Genomic DNA, 18,255 nt, shown 5'->3' with positions numbered 1-18,255 from the left:
TCGCGATAATAGATTTTTGCTATCACTAATCGCTCTTATCAGGGAGGATCGGGCATGAAGCTTCTTGCGCCAGGTGCAAATACTGCTTTAGCTGGCGCCCACTGCTCCTGGAACCTGGAGAGCGGTCAATCTTCGGTGTTCGGTGAATACGCCGCTGTCGCCTTGCTGGCGGTCAACGACAAGCGCCAGCCTATGGGCGATCCGGCGCTGCTGCATCAGGAACAGAACTGGATGGAGTGGAGCGGCGGCCCTCAGGATGTCGGCTGTACGCTCAGGCTGGACAGGCTCCCGAGCGGCAGTGATCGCGTGCTGTTGATGGTCTACGTGTATGCGGCCATGGGGCCGGTCCGTGATATCGGCAGCCTGCACCTCAAGGTGGATGGCGACATCGAGCACCGCCTGGACCTGCGCGATAACGGCGAAGCGGCGATCATCATCGGCGAGTTCTACAAGCGTAACGAACAGTGGAAATTCCGTGCGCTGAGCGAAGGTTCTGCGTATGGGCTGTCGGCGTTCGGGCGCAAGATCGGGCTGGAGGTCGACGACCGTCATCCGCGCCGCCCGTCCGGAGCGGCCGGTAGCGCGCCTCGGCATGAGTCGGCGACGGGTACGGCGTTTGTGGTAGGTCCTGCGCACGTCATGACCTGTGCGCATGTTATCGAAGACATGGGCGTGTTCTATATCACTTCACTGGAGGGTCGTTACAAGGCCGAGCCGGTGGTGATCGACCGTCGCAACGACATCGCGCTGCTGCGCGTGCAAGGCGCACCGCCGTTGTCTCCGGTTACATTCCGGGACGGGCAGGGCTGTGAGCCGGGTGATACCGTAGCGGTCTTGGGTTATCCACTGGCGTCCATTTCCGGCGGCGGGCTGCAGGTGACTCAGGGCGGTATCTCCGGTTTGTTCGGCCTGCACAATGACGCCAGCCTGTTCCAGTTCACGGCCCCGATTCAGCCGGGCTCCAGCGGTAGTCCGTTATTCGATAACGGTGGTGCGGTGATCGGCATGGTGACGTCCACCGTGCCGGACGGGCAAAACATGAACTTCGCCGTGAAGTCCGCACTGCTTATGTCCTTTCTGCAGGCTTGCCGCATCGATGCGCCGCATGCCCGTGCGGAAAGGTCGTACACCACCACCGAAATCTCGCGCACCGCCCAGTCATCGTTGTGGCTCGTCGAAGCCTCACGTCAGTGAAATCGGTGTTGCCTGCTCAATCCGCAGGCGTCTGGGGCTGCGGCCCCGTTAATCAGGAATTTATCGATGGACAGCAGCGCAGCTTTTTCCAACCCTACAAAGCTTCGTGCTGATCTGCTTCGTGGTCGCCTCGATGTCAGTGTCGATTCGTCGACCATTGCTCCGGACTCCCTGTTCGGCTTTGCCGAGCGGCGCAACCCCAAGCGTGCTTTTCTGTTCGTGTCCCGAGTGCTGGGGCGCCATATCCCTGCGCGCCCGGGCGTGATGCTGAAAAGCTTTCAGGACCTGGCGCACAAGATCCCGGCAGACCTGCCCGGTCCGGTGCTGGTCATCGGCATGGCCGAAACGGCAGTCGGCCTCGGTGCCGGGGTGCACCGTGCCTACAGCGAAACGCGCCCTGATGCCTTGTATCTGGTCAGCACGCGCCATCCGACCGGTAGCCAGCTGTTTGCCCGTTTTGAAGAAGAGCATAGCCACGCCAGCGCTCACCTTATTCATCTGCCGGTCGATCCGGCGTTACGCGAGATGATGCTTGGCGCACGCTCGCTGGTGCTGGTCGACGACGAGGCTTCGACGGGCAAGACCTTCATCAATCTGCATCAGGCGCTGGTCGAAGCCGGGTTGAGCAAGATCGAGCGGGTGGTGACCTGCGTGCTCACCGACTGGTCGGCCGGAGCGGTCAGCTCATCGATGGGGGCAGTGGCGGAGCAGGTCTCGCTGTTGCAAGGCTCGTATTCCTTCGATGAGGACGTGAGTGCGCCATTGCCGGACATGCCGGAGGTCGGCACCGTCGCAATGGGCGACTGGCCGCTGGTGACCGCCAACGACTGGGGGCGGATGGGCGTGCTGTCGGTGGCCGATACGCTGGCTCCCGGGCTCACGGTCAAAACTGGTGAACGCGTTCTGGTCGTGGGCACCAGCGAGTTCGTCTGGCGTCCGTTTCTGCTGGCCGAGCGTCTGGAAAAAGCTGGGGCCGATGTGCATTTCAGCTCTACCAGCCGTTCACCGATTGCCTTGGGGCATGCCATCGATCATGCGCTGTCTTTCTCCGACAACTATGGGCTGGGCATTCCCAATTTTCTTTACAACGTAAGGCCGGGTCAGTTCGACCGGGTGCTGATCTGCACCGAAACCCCAAGGCAGGCGGTGCCTGCCGAGCTTATCGAAGCGCTGAACGCCGAGGTCATCTGCGATGAGTAACGAGCGCCCGCTGATCTTCGTCGATCTGGACGACACGCTGTTCCAGACCGCGCGCAAAACCCCTGCTGACATTGAAAAGCATGTCGCAACCCTCGACATCGCTGGTAACGCCAACGGTTACATGACCAACGTGCAGAAGTCCTTCGCGCACTGGCTGCTGGCCCATTCGGACGTCGTGCCGGTGACGGCGCGCAGTGTCGAGGCCTACAGTCGGGTCAAACTGCCGTTCGCCGCAGGCGCGATCTGTTCGCACGGTGGTGTGATGCTCGATGTCATGGGTCGACTGGACCCTGACTGGAACGAGCAGATGAAACAGACCCTGGCCAGCTATCAGTCGCGTCTGCATGAACTGTCTGCCACCACACTGGCGATTGGTCAGGAACTGGGTTTTTCACTGCGCGGCTGGGTGGTTGAAGAGGCGCAGCTGTTTCATTACGTGGTGACCAAGCACAACAAGAGCGATGACAGCATCCTCACCAAAGTGCTGGCCGAAGTGCGGGCCCGCGGCTTGCTCGATGGCATGCATATTCACGGCAATGGCAACAACCTTGCCTTTCTGCCCGAGGGGCTGGCCAAGCGCTACGCGGTGCAGGAATGGCTGCGGCGCGACAGGGCGATCAATGGCGAACGCCCGGTGCTCGGTTTTGGCGACAGCATTACCGACCTGGGTTTCATGGACGAGTGCCACTGGTGGGCGACCCCTGCCCGCAGTCAGTTGGCGAAAATGTTTGTCGGAGCAGCACATGAGTGATCCCGTTCACGGGCTCGACACGGTTGGCAGCGGCAGTTATCTGCACGATGACGTGCATTTTCTGCTGCGCAGCATCGCGATGCAGACCACCAGCTTCGAGGAGAAGGAGCGCCTGATCCAGACGCGGCAGAAGCATTATTCGGAAATGATCAGCGAGGAGTCTGCCCCCAGCACCGCTCACAAGGCATTGTATGAGCGGGCGCTCAGCCAGAACGGCACGCGCATGGCCGGTGACGTGCAAGCCCTGGCGCAGGCGCTTGACCGGGAATGCACCGGCGCTGAAATCGTTCTGGTGTCATTTGTACGCGCCGGCTTGCCGCTGGGTGTGCTGCTGCGCCGGGCGCTGATCGATCTTGGCCGCGAAACGCATCACTACGGCATCAGTATCGTTCGTGATCGTGGTATCGATAACGTGGCACTGGAAGCCATTATCCAGGCCCATGGCGCGCAGAACATCGTGTTTGTCGACGGCTGGACCGGCAAGGGTGCTATTTCAGGTGAGATCCGTCGCAGTCTGGCGGGCGATGCACGTTTTCCCGATGAGCCACGGCTGGTCGTGCTGGCCGACCCCTGCGGCAGCGCCTGGCTGGCAGCGTCGGCGGAAGACTGGGTGATTCCCTCCGGGATCCTGGGTGCCACGGTGTCCGGTCTGGTGTCACGCTCCATCTGGCCGACCGACGGCGGGCTGCACGGTTGTGTGGTGTACGAGCAGTTGCAGAGGCACGACGTCACGCAGTCTTTTATTGAACAGATCGACAACCAGCGTCGTCAAAACACTTCTACGCTCACCTTGACACCCTGGACGCTGCGTCAGCGAACCGAACTCAAGGCTGGCGCATTGCAGGTGATCGACCGCCTGGCCGAGCGCTTCGAGATCAATAACCTCAATCGCATCAAGCCGGGCATTGCCGAAGCCACTAGAGCGGTGATGCGCCGCGTACCGGATCATGTGCTGGTACGCAATCTCGCTGACAGCGATGTGCAGTTGCTACTGCATTTGACAGAAAAAGCGGGCATTCCCGTTGAAGAAGTCGGCGATGTCCTGGGCCCTTATCGGGCAGTGACCATCATTCGGAGTCTGAGCTAATGGCCTTATTCTCGCCTTACGCGCTGGGGGCAACGCTGTACATGCCTGCTACCCGGGACGACATCGTCGATGTGGTGTTCGGTGAAAAGATTCCCGAGTTGCGTTCGTTGGTTGTGTGCCTGGAAGATGCGGTAGCGCTGATCGATGTCGACACGGCGCTGGTCAACCTTCGCCAGGTGCTGACCCGCATTCAGGACCGTGACGGCCGTCCGGCCAATGGTCCGCTGTTGTTCGTTCGCCCGAGAGACGCGGCGATGGCGCGGATTCTCAACGACTGGCCGCTGATGGCGCACGTTGACGGGTTCGTTGTCCCCAAGCTCTCGCTGAAAAGCCTGACAAGCTGGGAGCAGGCTGTGACCAACCCGGCGCTGGCGCTGATGCCTACGCTGGAAACACCGGAAGTGTTCAATCCGACGGCAATGGTCGAGCTGGGTGAGGCGTTGAAGGCCAGCCTTTACGAGCGGATAATCGCCTTGCGCATCGGTGGCAATGACCTGATGGGCTGTCTGGGGCTGCGTCGCAATCCGGCCATGACCCTGTATTCCACCCCAATGGGGTATGTCATCCCGATGCTGGCTGGCGTAATGGGCTCGCAGGGCTTTGCACTCACCGCGCCGGTGTTCGAGCAACTGGCCACTCCGGACATTCTGGAGCATGAGCTGGCGCTGGATATTACCAACGGGCTGGTCGGTAAAACGGCAATTCACCCCTCGCAGGTCAATATCATTCAGAATGCACTCCGCGTCAGTCTGGAGGACATGAACTCCGCCCGGATGATTTTGAACTCTGTGGCCCCCGCAGTGTTCAAGTACAACGATGCGATGTGTGAACCGGCTACCCATTACAAATGGGCAACCCACATCATGGAGCGCGCCAAATGGCATGGAGTGTTATCCGCACCCGCTTCGATCATGGATGCCAGCATTCGACTCGCTGAGGCAGTTAGCTAGATGATAGAACCTGACCTTGAAACCGTAGAACCTGATCTTCAACCAGCAGGGCCTGATCTTGAAATCGAAGTGGAGCAACGCCTGCTGGCGGTTTTCGATTTCGACGGGACCATTACCCGGCACGACAGCTTTGTGCCGTTTCTCAAGTTCGCTTTCGGACAACGGGCCTTCTCTGTGCGCATGGCCCGGCTGGTATTGCCGAGCATTGGTTATCTGGCCAAGCGTGTGACCCGCGACGAGCTGAAGGGCCGCCTTATCAAGGCGTTTCTCAGCGGCGTCGAGGTGCAATGGCTGCAGCAAAAGGCCGAAGCGTTCTGCCAGTCGCACTGGAGTCGCCTCATGCGCCCTGCTGCGCTGGAATCGATCGCCGCCGAAATCGAGAAGGGTGCCATTGTCACGCTTTGTTCAGCATCGCCTGCTATGGTCCTGCAACCCTTCGCTGATCGCTTGAAAGTGGAGCTGATCGGCACCAATCTGGAAGTCATCGACGGCAAATTGACCGGACTGATCGAGGGCAGCAACTGCCGTTGCGACTCCAAGGTTGCGCGTCTTGAAAGTGTTTACGGGCCGCTTACGCAGTTCCGGGTACGTGCCTGGGGCGACACGCGGGGGGATCACGAATTGCTCGCCGCTGCTCAGGATGCGCACTGGCGTCTGTTCCATCCGACGTGGCGTCGAGGCCGTTATAAAGGTCCCGTTAACGCCAAGTTACACAATCCTGATGGCAATGACGGGCCAACACGGTAAGGCTGTAACACTTTTATCCGAATTCCGACGTCCACATGGAGCGAAAAATGGCACTCACTTTGGCAAAGAACCAGACGATCTCACTCGAGAAAACCGCTGGGACCGGCCTCAAGAAAGTCAGCATGGGCCTTGGATGGGACCCTGAAAAAGCCACTGGCTTCTTCGGCAAATTGCTCGGCGGTGGCGGCGGTGACATCGATCTGGACGCGTCCTGCATCATGCTCGACGCCGACAAGAAGCCTCTTGATCTTGTCTGGTTCCGCCAATTGCAGTCACGCGACGGTGCCATTCAGCATTCGGGTGACAATCGCACCGGCGAAGGTGCGGGCGACGATGAAACCATCAGTGTCGACCTGGAGAAACTGCCAGCCACCGTCAAATACCTGGTGTTCACGGTCAACTCGTTCACCGGTCAGAATTTTGAAAAAGTCGCCAATGCCTACTGCCGTATCGTCGATCTGGGCAGCCGCAACGAACTGGGTCGCTTCGATCTGTCCGAGAAAGGTCAGCACACCGGCGTGGTGATGTCCTACCTGGCGCGTACCCCGGCAGGCTGGGATTTCACCGCGGTAGGGCAGGTTACCAACGGCCGCACTGCCGATGACCTGGTCGAACTGGCGATTGGAGCTGTGCGCGCATGACCCGACTTGTCCCGGGTGCCAACGCGCCAGTCGCTGCAGGTCCATTGACGATCGAGGTCAATTACTCGCCGCTGGCGGATGCGGATATCGACGTGTCTGCATTCCTGCTGACCGGCACTGGCAAGGTGCGTGGCGACCAGGACATGTGTTTCTATGGCCAGAAAAGCGTAAACGGCGGTGCGGTCCAGCAAACAGAAGCATCGGCCGGGCGTGCTGTGTTCAGTTTTGACCCGAGCCGTCTGGACTCCGTCATCGAGAAAGTTGCCCTGACGGCCACCCTTTACGAGAACAAGGCCAGCTTTGGCAGCGTGTCACGATTGGCATTGAGCATCACTGGCGGTATCGAAGCGGATATCCCCACCAACGGCATGAAAGAAACCGCGCTGATCCTGGGCGAGTTCTATCTGCGTCAGGGCGTGTGGAAATTCCGTTGCGTGGCCCAGGGGTTTGCAGGCGGCCTTGAGCCGTTGGCAAAAAACTTTGGCATTGAAGTGTCCGCGCCTCAGGATCAGCCTGCACCTGCACCTGCACCTGCACCTGCACCTGCACCTGCACCTGCACCTGCACCTGCACCTGCCGTCAGGTCGACCGTCAGTCTCAGCAAGATCACGCTGGACAAGACCCGTGCTTCGATCAGTCTGGAAAAATCCAGCGCCGGTTTCGGAGAAATCCGGGTCAACCTGAACTGGAACCGTCGCAGTGACAGCAAAGGCGGCGGCTTCTTCTCGATGAAGAAGAGCAATGCCATCGACCTTGATGTAGGCTGCCTCTTCGAATTGCAGGACGGCTTGAAAGGCGCTGTTCAGGCGCTGGGCAACTCGTTCGGTTCGCTCGACACCGAGCCTTTCATCAAATTGATGGGTGATGACCGCACCGGCTCGATCAGTGATGGCGAATGGCTGCACATCAATGGCGCGCACTGGAACAAGATCCGCCGCATTCTGGTCTATGCGTTCATCTATGAAGGTGCGCCGAACTGGAAAGAAACCGACGGGGTCGTCACCATTCATGCGCCGGGTCAGCCACCTATCGAGGTCCGCCTTAACGAAGAGGGCGGGCGTCAGGGCATGTGTGCAATTGCTTTGCTGGAAAACGACAATGGTGCGGTCAAGGTGACACGTCGTGTGGATTTCCATAACGGCCACAGCAACATGGACAAAGCCTATGGCTGGGGCATGCGCTGGGCTGCCGGTTCCAAGTAAACAATACCGTGGTATTTCTGGGCTGGCTGTGCCGCCTCATGGGAGATAGACATGCTGGACTGGTTGAAAACAAATGCGACCGCTGCTCGCGACAAGCTGGCTTCGGAAGTCTCGAAGTTCAAGAATCGTGAATTCATGGAGGCTGTGGTTTCCGGCTGTGCTCTGGTATCGGCCGCAGACGGCGATATCAGCTCCAGTGAAAAGCAGAAAATGGCAGGCTTCATTCAGAACTCTCAGGAGCTGAAAGTTTTTGACATGAAGGAAGTCATTCAGGGTTTTCAGGATGCCTGCTCCAAGTTCGAGTTCGATTTTGAAATTGGCCGTGCCGAAGCGTTGAAAACCATCGGCAAGATCAAAAAGAAAGAAGATGCTGCCCGTTTGCTGGTGCGCGTCTGCTGTGCTATCGGTGGCGCCGATGGCAGCTTCGATGAGAAAGAGCGGGAAGTGTGCCGCACGATCTGTCGAGAGCTTGGCCTGAACCCGTCCGATTTCGACCTGTAATTTTTTACCCTAAGGAACGCAGTTAAATGGAAAGCACCTCTCTAGGCTTCCCTCCACTCACGATGGCGGTTTTCGTCGGTCTGGCCATTACGGCTATGGCTATCGACATGTTCTCCCACCGGGGAAACAAACCAATTACCCTTGCGCAAGCCTCGGCGTGGTCGATTTTCTGGGTCGCCATTTCGCTGGCTTTTGCCGGGTTCCTGTATGTGCAGCACGGCTCTGAAGTCGCGACGCTGTTTGTTACCGGTTATGCGCTGGAAAAAGTACTGAGCGTCGACAACCTGTTCGTGTTCATGGCGCTGTTCTCCTGGTTCAAGATACCGGATGGCCTGCGCCATCGCGTTCTGTACTGGGGCATCATCGGTGCCATCGTCTTCCGCGGCATTTTCGTTGCCATTGGTACCGGCCTGCTGGCTCTGGGCCCTTGGGTCGAAGTGGTGTTCGCGGTCATCGTTGCCTGGACAGCCATCATGATGCTCAGAGCGGGTGATGATGACGACGAAGAAGTCGACTACTCGCAACACATGGCGTATCGCTTCGCCAAAAAGCTGTTCCCGGTATGGCCAAAGCTGCACGGCAGCAATTTCTTCGTCCGTCGCTCGGTTCTGGAAGAAGAAGTCAAAAAGCCAGAAAACGCCGGTATCACGCTGGCTTCCAAGGGTGCCCTGTTCGCAACTCCGTTGTTCCTGTGTCTGGTCGTGGCGGAAATATCCGACGTGCTGTTCGCGTTCGATTCCGTGCCTGCGATCATCGCTGTGAGCCGCGAGCCGCTGATCGTATTCTCGGCCATGCTCTTCGCGATTCTCGGTCTGCGTACTCTGTATTTCGTTCTTGAAGCCCTCAAGCGCTATCTGGTGCACCTGGAGAAAGCGGTCATTGCCTTGCTGTTCTTCATTGCCATCAAACTGGGTCTGAACGCAACCAACCACCTGTTCCATCACGGTTACGAGATCAGCGCCAATACCAGCCTGCTGGTTGTGGTCGTCGTGTTGATCATCGGTATCGTTGCAAGCCTGCTCTTCCCGGGTAAAGAAGAACCCGCCGAAGAAAAAGCGTAAACACTGGATAGAGGAGATAAACGAATCATGGCTTTGACTCTGCAAAAAGGTGGCAACCTTTCGCTGTCGAAAACCGACCCGACCCTGACCAATGTATTGATCGGTCTGGGCTGGGACCCGCGAGCCACTGACGGCCAGGAATTCGACCTGGACGCCAGCGCATTCCTGCTGGGCGCCAATGACAAGGTCCGCAGTGAAGCTGACTTCATTTTCTACAACCAGCTCAAGAGCGCCGATGGTTCTGTCGAACACACCGGTGACAACCGTACCGGTGCTGGCGACGGCGATGACGAAGTGCTCAAGGTCGACCTGACCCGCGTTCCAGCCGATGTGAACAAGGTCGTCTTTGTGGTGACCATTCATGAGGCTGAAGGTCGCAAGCAGAATTTCGGTCAGGTAGGCGGCTCGTTCATTCGCGTATTGAATGAAAAGTCAGGTTCTGAGGTTGTTCGCTACGACCTGGCGGAAGACGCGTCGACTGAAACCGCAATGATCTTCGCCGAGCTGTATCGCAATGGCCAGGAATGGAAATTTCGTGCGGTTGGCCAGGGTTACGCCGGTGGCCTGAAGGCTGTCGCCAACCATTTCGGCATGAGTTTCTGACTCGCGCCTAACCAATTTTCCAGAAAGGATTACGAACATGGCAGTAAGTCTGAGTAAAGGCGGTAACGTTTCCCTGTCGAAAGAGGCTCCTGGCCTGACAGAAATTACCGTTGGTCTGGGCTGGGATCCACGCGTTACCGATGGCACCGAATTCGACCTGGACGCCTCGGTATTTATCGTGGGTGAAAATGGCAAGGTGCTGGACGACAACAGCTTCATTTTCTACAACAACAAAAAATCGGCTGACGGTTCGGTCGAGCACTTGGGCGACAACCGTTCCGGTGCAGGCGATGGCGACGATGAGTCGGTGAACGTCAAGCTCACCGGTCTGGCCGCTGCGGTCAAAAAGCTGGTTTTTGCGGTCACTATCCACTCGGCTGAAGAGCGCAAGCAAAGCTTTGGTCAGGTATCCAACGCTTACATCCGCGTTGTGAACAAGGCGGACGGCAAAGAAGTCGCTCGTTACGACCTGTCGGAAGATGCATCGACCGAAACTGCGATGATCTTCGGCGAGCTGTACCGCAATGGCGAAGAGTTCAAGTTCAAGGCCATTGGTCAAGGCTTTGCAGGCGGCCTGAAGCCGTTGGCAGAGGCGCACGGCGTGGCAATCGGCTAACCCCGGGCAACGCACAATAAAACCCCTGCCAGCGATGGCAGGGGTTTTTTGTTATGTCGAAAAGAGGATGCGGAGCGTCCAGAACGGCATGGCGACGCAGAGCGTCGCACGATAGTAAAGGTGATCGTTAGTAGAGGTTGTCGTTGGGAGCGCTCCAGCATGCAAGTGCCTTTCGCACGCCAGTTGAGCACGCTCGATGTTTTACAAAATCCCCGCCGCCTTGGCCGCTTTCAGCCAGTCCGGGAACTCTTCCATCAGCAGGTCATAAAGTTTCTCTTCCGGGACCTCATCCAGCCGGTCCAGGGCAAAGAAGTTACAGTTGTCGACAACGCGGCCGCCCATGTCATCGAGTTTTTCCAGAATCCCGTAACCACGTCCACCAAGGCCTACGAGCTGCCAGAAGATCGGCAGCTTTGCCGCTTCGGTCATTAAGCGGGTAATTTCGCGGTCCTGATGCACGCCGCCGTCGCTGATGAACAGGATGTAGACCGGCGTCTTGTCACCGGACTTTCTGTAATAGTCGATGACCATGCGCATTGCCTTGGGCTCATCGTTGATGCGCGCGCCCAGTTCCCAGTCTTTCCAGCCGCCATGATCGGTCTTGATGAAGTGCTGAAAGTTGCTCAGCGTCACCGCGCTCAGTTGCTGCGGCTTGGCGCCGAACGCCCAGCAGTCCAGTGCGCCGTCGTCATCGAAATGCACGGCAAGCGGGATCAGGCGATCCACCACCTCCTGAACATGACCGCGGGTATATTGCGGATTCATCGAGCCGGATGCATCCAGTACCAGACCGACCCGGGCTTTGGTATCGGTCAGTCTGGCTTTTTCAAGACTGACCTGAGCCTTCTTGGCCAGGCTTATCAATTGCGGTGCGGCGTCAGCGATTTTCTTTTCCAGCGAAATACGCGCAGGTGCCGCCGGCGCGGGTGCCGGCGCATCAGCCACTTCGCCGCCGAAGTGGACCACCAGTGCATCCAGCCCGGCGTTGTAACCTTGCAGGTTGGACGCTATGCGCCATTCCCCGCCCTTGCGATAGATATCGGCAACCATGATGGCTTTTTCGGCGGCAAAAGTTGCGCCGGAGAACTCGCCACGGGCCACGTCGCGGCCCTCATGCCGGATGCTGAAATGGCTCGCCTGAATCTCGCTCATGGTGCCAGCACCATCAATGGACGCCGTAAATACCAACCGGTCTATCGAGGCAGGCAAACTCGCGAGCGATAGCTGGAAATCGCCGCCGTTCAGCTGTTTGACACTGTGGCAGGGGCTGCTCGGCTGATTGAAGAAAATCATGTAACGATCGTCCGACAGCTTGCCGTTGGCATCGATGCCGAAGCAGACGTAATCAATGACCTGCGCAGACTGGATGGCAATCGACAGTGTGAGGTCAGTGCCCTGAATCAGGCTGGACAGGGGAATGCGTTGACCTTGAGTAATCTGCATGTCTCTTCCTTGGCAATGGGGGCGCTGCATGGCCCCCGATCGAATGACGAAATGCTGACGTTAACGTTCGCTTCTGCCCACTCCGGCTGGCCCTGCTGCCAGCATGCGTCCGGCCAGTCGTGAGAAGGGCAGGCTTTGCAGCCATACCGTGCCAGGCCCTGTCAGCCTGGCGAAAAACACACCTTCGCCGCCGAACAACATCGACTTGATACCGCCACCGACCATGCGGATATCGTAATCTACCGTCTGCGTCATGGCCGCCAGACACCCGGTATCGACGTCCAGTGCTTCGCCTGCAGCCAGTTCTATCTTGCGCACTGTGCCGCCCATGTGCACGAACACCCAGCCGTCGCCCTCCAGCTTTTGCAGGACAAAACCTTCGCCTCCGAACAAACCGGTGAGGATTTTTTTCTGAAACTGGATGCCGATGGAGACGCCTTTGGCACCGGCCAGAAAGCTGTCTTTCTGGCAGATAAGCTTGCCGCCGAAATCACCCAGGTTCAGTGGCAGGATGGTGCCGGGGTAGGGCGCTGCAAATGCCACGCGTCCCTTGCCCGATCCCTGTTGCGAAAACACTGTGGTGAACAGGCTTTCGCCCGTCAGCATGCGTTTGCCGGCACCGAACAGCGACCCCAGCAGCCCTGATGACTGGTTGCTGCCGTCGCCGAAGATGGTTTCCATCTGCACGTCGCAGGTCTTGTACATCATCGCCCCGGCTTCGGCGACGGCACTTTCGCCAGGATCAAGCTCCAGTTCGACGAACTGTGTTTCCGCACCGTACAGCTTGAAGTCCACCCCGGCGGTCGCTTGCGACAAACCATAGCCACCCGATGCGTTCGGGTCTGGCGTAAATGAAGGACGTTTTGCAGGTGCAGGTGCAGGTGCAGGTGCAGGTGCAGGTGTCGGGGCGGATTGTGCAGGCAGCCCGGAGGGTTTCGGCTGGATCATGTCCGGTGTCGGGGCCGGAAAGGGCGTCACGCCATCCTTCTTCATCGCACGAACCTGCGGCACCTGATAGATCGGCTGCCAGTCCGGCATGCCTTGTTTCCAGCACCATGCACCGGGTGATTCACGTGCAATCAGCCGTGCGGCGTCCGCATCCATCGGGCCAAGCTGCTTGCCCGCATTCATGACAAACCATTGTTCCAAAGCGTCCACTCCCGAGCGAATCGTGACAGTCGTCTGTGTGTGATGGGTCAGAGGCTCAGGCGCATGGACAGGTCCACAGCCTTTACGTCCTTGGTCATGGCACCGATGGAAATGTAATCCACACCCGTTTCGGCAATCACCCGCAGCGTGTCGTCATTGATGCCACCGCTGGCTTCCAGGCGGGCGCGGCCTGCGGTCAGGCGCACGGCCTCGCGCATATCATCAAGGCTCAACTCATCGAGCATGATGATGTCGGCACCCGCGTCCAGGGCCTGCTTGAGCTCACTCAGGCTTTCTACCTCGACTTCCACGGGCTTGCCCGGTGCAATCCGGTGCGCCGCTTCTACCGCCTGAGCAATGCCGCCACAGGCTGCAATATGGTTTTCCTTGATCAGAAATGCGTCGTACAGACCGATCCGGTGGTTGTGGCAGCCGCCGCAGGTAACTGCGTATTTCTGCGCCATGCGCAGGCCCGGCAGCGTCTTGCGGGTATCCAGCAGCTTGACCTGGGTGCCGGCAACCATGTCAGCGAAATATTGCGCACGCGTGGCCACGCCCGAGAGCATCTGCAAAAAGTTGAGCGCGCTGCGCTCGCCGGTCAACAGCGAACGAGCCGGGCCTTCCAGATGGAACAGCGCCTGATTCGGGCTGACCCGGTCGCCGTCGCTCACCTGCCAGTGCACTGCCACCCGAGGGTCCAGTTGCCGGAAGACGGTATCGACCCACGCGGTTCCTGCGATCACCGCTGCATCGCGGGAAATGATAGTGGCCTTGGCCAGCCGTTCTGCCGGAATCAATTGGGCGGTGATATCGCCGCTGCCGACATCCTCAAGCAATGCACGACGCACATTGGCTTCGATCTCGGCGGTCAGGTCGGCAATTCGTAAATTCGGCATAGCGGGCTCCAGTAGCAAAGTCGTCCGAGTATAAGGCACCGCACACCGCGAACCCACCTGCGGCAATGCTCAGGTGCGGCACTGGGAACATGCAGTTGGTCGGTTTGGCAAATTCGTTTGCGATGGAAAGCGAATATCGCGGTCTATCGCAGCATATGAGTGCCTTGTCACATTTCTCACCAGAGTGAAAGAAGTCTCACTGGCGTTCACGACAAGTTTTGAAAGATAATCCGACTTGTAATTGACGTCATGACTTTGACGTTGTGCAAGGCCAAGCGGGTCGCTTCACAGTGCGAGGATAGCAAGCCACGTTTGTGATGGGGTTCAGGTTGTTTCCTGTCAGGGGGTGTAATGCCGAACGACGAAAAAGTAGTGCCGTTGAGCAAATCGCTCCCCGCGCAAGGGGCCGGTACTCCTTTGGCCCGATTACCCGTTGTGTTGCTGCAGGTCCGCGACAAGGCCGCCCAGCAGCTCAAGGATGCATTGCAGGCGCTGTTCGACAACGCCGACGACACGCTGTTCGAAATGGCTGATCGTGCTCGCAGCAACACTGACCAGAACATTTTCTTTGAAGCCATGCGTGACTTGCGCCTCAAGCGCAAAAGCATAGAACGTGGCTTTCTCGACAAATTCTATGAGTCTTTTCTGGCTTTGGGCCAGTATCAGATTCATGAGCCCGTGCTTCCCTCCTCGGTGTCCTTCGACAAACTGGCGCTGGTGCATAACGACGACCTGGAAAAGACGGTGGCCGTGGATGCGATGGTCAGCAAGGTCATGAGCCGTGACAGCCTGGCGCTGGGCCAGCTTACTGCGCGGCTGAATGTTCTGATTCCTCAGACCATCACCGAGGACGCCAACCCGCTGGGGCCGGCCATGTTGTGCAGGTTTTTCCTGGAGGCCGGACGTAGCCTTGGTGTCGAGATCAAGGTCAAATTGATCATTCTCAAGCTGTTCGAGAAATATGTTCTGGCCAACACTGACCACCTGTACAGCGAAGCCAACCAGCTGTTGATTGCGACGGGTGTGTTGCCGGACATGAAGGCATTGCCGACCCGCCGATCATCAGACCGGGCCGCTCCGCGAAACCGCGGTTCCGAAATGTCCGATCCTGCCCTGAACGAAGCCGCCGACAAGCTCGACAAGGGCGTGCAGGAAGTTTTTTCTGCTCTGCAGGAGCTGTTGCTGCAGGTTCGTGGCAACCTCGCTCCGCGCCATGAGCCCAATGCCGAAGTGCGTCCGATTTCCAGCAAGGATCTGCTGCGTCTGCTTTCTCACCTGCAGCAATACGTTCCCTCTCAGGACACCGCAGACGATTTTGACCTGCGTGATCAGCTGGAGCAGTTGCTGACCCGGGTCAACGTCAAGACTGGCAAGTCCAGAATTGTCGGCGTTGGCGATGAAGATGTGATCAACCTGATTGCCATGCTGTTCGAGTTTATTCTCGATGATCGCAACCTGACGCCGTCATTGCGCGCGCTGATCGGACGCCTGCAGATTCCGATGCTCAAGGTAGCGGTGCTCGACAAGAGCTTTTTCAGTCGTGGCAGCCATCCGGCCCGTCGCCTGCTCAACGAAATTGCCACTGCCGCGTTGGGCTGGGGCGGCCGCGACGATTATCAGCGCGACTCGCTCTACCAGCGGGTCGAACAGATCGTGCAGCGTCTGCTCAACGATTTTGTTGATGACCCGGCAATCTTTTCCGAGTTGCTGGCAGATTTTCTGGCGTTCACCAGCGACGAGCGCCGTCGCAGCGAGTTGCTTGAGCAGCGCACCCGTGACGCCGAAGAAGGGCGCGCGCGCGCCGAACTGGCTCGGCAACAGGTGCAGCATGAGTTGAATCAGCGCCTGCTGGGCAGAACTTTGCCTGAAGTGGTTGTGCGCCTGTTGCAGGAGGCCTGGAGCAAGGTGCTTCTGCTGACCTGTCTCAAGCATGGCGAAGAGTCCAGCGAGTGGCAGGCCGGGCTGGCAACCATGGACGAGCTGATCTGGAGCGTCGAGCAACATGACGATCCGCAGGCACTCCAGCGTCTGCTTGACCTGGTGCCGGGGTTGCTCAAGTCTCTGCGTGATGGCCTGACCAGCGCAGCATTCGATCCGTTTGCCACCAGCGAATTCTTCAGCCAGCTTGAATCGCTGCACGTTCAGGCGTTTCAGCATTTCTCGCGGTTGCAGGAAGGCAGTGAGGACGATGCGCAGGACGATACGCCGCCGACCGGCTTGTACCCTGCCGAAGGCCCGCCGATGATGGCTGTTGTTGAAGAGATCGTTCTGATCGCACCTGAAGAGCGAATGCTCAACGAGCCCACCGTGCAACTGCCTGACGACGACGCCGGTCTGCAGATGGTCGACAAGCTGCGCGTCGGTTGCTGGGTCGAGATTCAGGAAGATGAGGAGCACAAGCTGCGCTGCAAGCTGACCGCGATTGTCGAGCCGACGGGGCGCTATGTGTTCGTCAACCGGACCGGCATGAAGGTCCTGGAAAAGACCCGCGTCGGCCTTGCCATCGAATTTCGTCGCGGTGCGGTGCGGATTCTTGACGACGCGTTGCTGTTTGATCGCGCACTGGAGTCGGTCATCAGCAACCTGCGCAAGCTCAAGGGCGCGTGATCGCCTGCCTTGAAGCCCTTGTCTTCCTGTCGTTTCCTTATTTGTGCCGGCGCTCCGCGTCGGCATGCAGCTGCTGATGCTTCGCGTCACACCGCTCGGTGGTGAATAGCGTATCCCCCGCACCGCAAATCTGTACCCGACCCCACACGGGCTCTTGTCACGGGCATAATCAGCGCGACTTACTCATCCCCGATCAAGGAGCGTTCATGCAACTGGACTCCGCAAGCGGCTGGTGCGACGGCGTACAGCATTGCCCTTCGCCCAACTTCAATGCGCGACCCGACGGCGAGATCTCGCTGCTGGTGATCCATAACATCAGCTTGCCGCCCGCACAATTCAAGACTGGCAAGGTGCAGGCCTTCTTTCAGAACCAGCTCGACACCACCGAGCATCCCTACTTTGTGGGGATTGCCGATCTGCGCGTTTCAGCGCATTTTCTGATCGAGCGTGATGGCGACGTCATTCAGTTCGTCTCTTGTCTTGATCGCGCCTGGCACGCTGGTGTTTCCAGTTTTCAGGGCCGTGAGGGCTGTAACGATTTTTCGGTCGGCATCGAGCTGGAAGGAACTGACGAGCAGCCGTTCACCGATGCGCAATACGACGCACTGATCGACCTGACGCGTCAGTTGCGTCAGGCTTTTGTGGCAATCACCCCCGAGCGTATCTGTGGTCACAGTGACATCGCGCCGGGACGCAAGACTGATCCTGGCCCCTGTTTTGACTGGGCCAGGTTTCGAGCGGCTTTGCTGGATTGATGTGAGGGACGAACAATGAGTTTTCTGGTGCTACTGCTGGCCGTTCTTATCGAAAAATTTTCTGCTCTGCGTCAGCGTGTTCAACGCGACGGGCCATGGCTGAAAGAGCTGGCAAAACTCGAGGCCAGTCCGCGAACGGCGACGCGTCCATGGGTCATGCTGGCGCTGCTGGTTCTTGTGCCAGTCCTGATCCTGCAACTGGCATTGACCATCATCGGCTCGGTGGCCTACGGCTGGCTGGTCCTGCCCATTCATCTGCTGGTGCTGATCTACAGCCTGGGCCGGGTTGACCTGATTGCAGTTCTCGGGCCATTCCGCGACGCCTGCAGGCGTGGCGATGCGCAGGCGGCGGTGCATGTTGCCGAGCGCGACATGAGCGTACAGGCGGACAATGGCGAGCAACTGCTGCAGGGTGTTCAGGGTTACGTGCTCTGGCAGGCGTTTCAGAGTTTCTTTGCCGTGATTTTCTGGTACTTCGTGCTAGGGCCCGTGGCCGCGCTCGCCTACAGGCTGTTGGCGCTTGCCGCCGAGCATGGCAGGACACCCGCGCTGGTCGAGCGGGCAGGGCAGTTGCGCCACGCCTTTGACTGGGTGCCGGTCAGGTTGCTTGCCGCGAGCTTTGCGCTGGTCGGCAATTTTGTTGCGGTCAGCCGGGTCATGCTGCACGAGCTGCTCAACTGGAATATCAGCGCCGCGCAGTTAATTACACGTGTGGGTTGCGCCGCCAGCGAGGTCCCGCCTCCGGTGATCGGCCCGCAAGGTGTAACCGGTCTCGACATGCTCTGGGAGCTGCTGGTTCGTGCTGCGATCGTCTGGTACGCAGGGTTTGCGCTGTGGACCCTGTTGTTCTGA

18 protein-coding genes are annotated in these 18,255 nt (G+C 58.6%); 15 read left to right on the top strand and 3 right to left on the bottom strand.

Features of this window, described 5'->3' with window-relative positions; translation table 11 throughout:
* Positions 1-54 precede the first annotated feature (54 nt).
* The 12 genes from ALO80_RS02270 (at position 55) to ALO80_RS02215 (ending at position 10,553) form a co-directional block, all read left to right on the top strand.
* Positions 55-1,194 (top strand): trypsin-like peptidase domain-containing protein, encoded by a 1,140-nt coding sequence (locus tag ALO80_RS02270; RefSeq protein WP_055007779.1) that lies wholly within the window; start codon positions 55-57, stop codon positions 1,192-1,194.
* A 66-nt stretch (positions 1,195-1,260) separates the two neighbouring features.
* Positions 1,261-2,394 carry a phosphoribosyltransferase domain-containing protein gene (locus ALO80_RS02265; RefSeq protein ID WP_055006425.1) on the top strand — a complete coding sequence of 378 codons (1,134 nt, stop codon included), beginning with the start codon at positions 1,261-1,263 and terminating at the stop codon, positions 2,392-2,394.
* Positions 2,387-3,145 (top strand): HAD family hydrolase, encoded by a 759-nt coding sequence (locus tag ALO80_RS02260; RefSeq protein WP_055007778.1) that lies wholly within the window; start codon positions 2,387-2,389, stop codon positions 3,143-3,145. Before ALO80_RS02265 ends, ALO80_RS02260 begins: the two co-directional genes overlap by 8 nt.
* The gene (locus ALO80_RS02255; RefSeq protein ID WP_055007777.1) at positions 3,138-4,232 is read left to right on the top strand and encodes a cysteine protease StiP family protein; all 1,095 of its coding nucleotides are present in this window, start codon (positions 3,138-3,140) and stop codon (positions 4,230-4,232) included. The genes ALO80_RS02260 and ALO80_RS02255 overlap by 8 nt, the downstream gene beginning before the upstream one ends.
* Positions 4,232-5,182, top strand: a complete 951-nt coding sequence (locus ALO80_RS02250; protein ID WP_055007776.1) for an HpcH/HpaI aldolase/citrate lyase family protein — start codon at positions 4,232-4,234, stop codon at positions 5,180-5,182. The genes ALO80_RS02255 and ALO80_RS02250 overlap by 1 nt, the downstream gene beginning before the upstream one ends.
* Positions 5,183-5,929 carry an HAD-IB family hydrolase gene (locus tag ALO80_RS02245; protein WP_054985703.1) on the top strand — a complete coding sequence of 249 codons (747 nt, stop codon included), beginning with the start codon at positions 5,183-5,185 and terminating at the stop codon, positions 5,927-5,929.
* Positions 5,930-5,976: 47 nt separating this feature from the next.
* Positions 5,977-6,570 carry a TerD family protein gene (locus tag ALO80_RS02240; protein WP_054985704.1) on the top strand — a complete coding sequence of 198 codons (594 nt, stop codon included), beginning with the start codon at positions 5,977-5,979 and terminating at the stop codon, positions 6,568-6,570.
* A complete protein-coding gene (locus ALO80_RS02235; protein ID WP_055007775.1) occupies positions 6,567-7,772 on the top strand; it encodes a TerD family protein in 1,206 nt (401 codons plus the stop codon). Before ALO80_RS02240 ends, ALO80_RS02235 begins: the two co-directional genes overlap by 4 nt.
* Positions 7,773-7,823: 51 nt before the next feature.
* A complete protein-coding gene (locus tag ALO80_RS02230; RefSeq protein WP_054985706.1) occupies positions 7,824-8,273 on the top strand; it encodes a tellurite resistance TerB family protein in 450 nt (149 codons plus the stop codon).
* 26 nt (positions 8,274-8,299) lie between these two features.
* Positions 8,300-9,334: a TerC/Alx family metal homeostasis membrane protein gene (locus ALO80_RS02225; protein ID WP_055007774.1), complete on the top strand. Its 1,035-nt coding sequence runs from the start codon at positions 8,300-8,302 to the stop codon at positions 9,332-9,334.
* Between the two features lie 27 nt (positions 9,335-9,361).
* Positions 9,362-9,937 (top strand): TerD family protein, encoded by a 576-nt coding sequence (locus tag ALO80_RS02220; protein ID WP_055006429.1) that lies wholly within the window; start codon positions 9,362-9,364, stop codon positions 9,935-9,937.
* Positions 9,938-9,974: 37 nt separating this feature from the next.
* Positions 9,975-10,553, top strand: coding sequence for a TerD family protein (locus ALO80_RS02215; RefSeq protein ID WP_054985708.1), 579 nt, complete (start codon positions 9,975-9,977; stop codon positions 10,551-10,553).
* Positions 10,554-10,754: 201 nt separating this feature from the next.
* Here ALO80_RS02215 and ALO80_RS02210 read toward each other — a convergent pair whose 3' ends face one another.
* Genes ALO80_RS02210 through nadC form a run of 3 tightly spaced genes read right to left on the bottom strand, consistent with a single transcriptional unit; the run spans position 10,755 to position 14,041 of the window.
* Positions 10,755-11,996, bottom strand: coding sequence for a VWA domain-containing protein (locus tag ALO80_RS02210; RefSeq protein WP_055007773.1), 1,242 nt, complete (start codon positions 11,994-11,996; stop codon positions 10,755-10,757).
* Between the two features lie 60 nt (positions 11,997-12,056).
* Positions 12,057-13,145 carry a TIGR00266 family protein gene (locus ALO80_RS02205; protein WP_055007772.1) on the bottom strand — a complete coding sequence of 363 codons (1,089 nt, stop codon included), beginning with the start codon at positions 13,143-13,145 and terminating at the stop codon, positions 12,057-12,059.
* Between the two features lie 47 nt (positions 13,146-13,192).
* A complete protein-coding gene (nadC, locus tag ALO80_RS02200; RefSeq protein ID WP_055007771.1) occupies positions 13,193-14,041 on the bottom strand; it encodes a carboxylating nicotinate-nucleotide diphosphorylase in 849 nt (282 codons plus the stop codon).
* A gap of 351 nt (positions 14,042-14,392) precedes the next feature.
* Between nadC and ALO80_RS02195 the strand changes: the two genes are divergently transcribed.
* The 3 genes from ALO80_RS02195 to ampE all read left to right on the top strand — a co-directional run bounded on the left by ALO80_RS02195 (position 14,393) and on the right by ampE (position 18,255).
* Complete coding sequence (locus tag ALO80_RS02195) at positions 14,393-16,648, top strand: DUF1631 domain-containing protein (protein WP_055006433.1); 2,256 nt, start codon at positions 14,393-14,395, stop codon at positions 16,646-16,648.
* A 206-nt stretch (positions 16,649-16,854) separates the two neighbouring features.
* The gene (gene ampD / locus ALO80_RS02190; protein ID WP_055006434.1) at positions 16,855-17,403 is read left to right on the top strand and encodes a 1,6-anhydro-N-acetylmuramyl-L-alanine amidase AmpD; all 549 of its coding nucleotides are present in this window, start codon (positions 16,855-16,857) and stop codon (positions 17,401-17,403) included.
* Between the two features lie 15 nt (positions 17,404-17,418).
* The gene (gene ampE, locus ALO80_RS02185) at positions 17,419-18,255 is read left to right on the top strand and encodes a regulatory signaling modulator protein AmpE (protein ID WP_055007770.1); all 837 of its coding nucleotides are present in this window, start codon (positions 17,419-17,421) and stop codon (positions 18,253-18,255) included.

The organism is Pseudomonas caricapapayae (assembly GCF_001400735.1).
GTDB classification, from domain to species: domain Bacteria; phylum Pseudomonadota; class Gammaproteobacteria; order Pseudomonadales; family Pseudomonadaceae; genus Aquipseudomonas; species Aquipseudomonas caricapapayae.
Note: the sequence above shows the minus strand (reverse complement) of the source record. Positions and strands in the feature narration are given on the sequence as shown.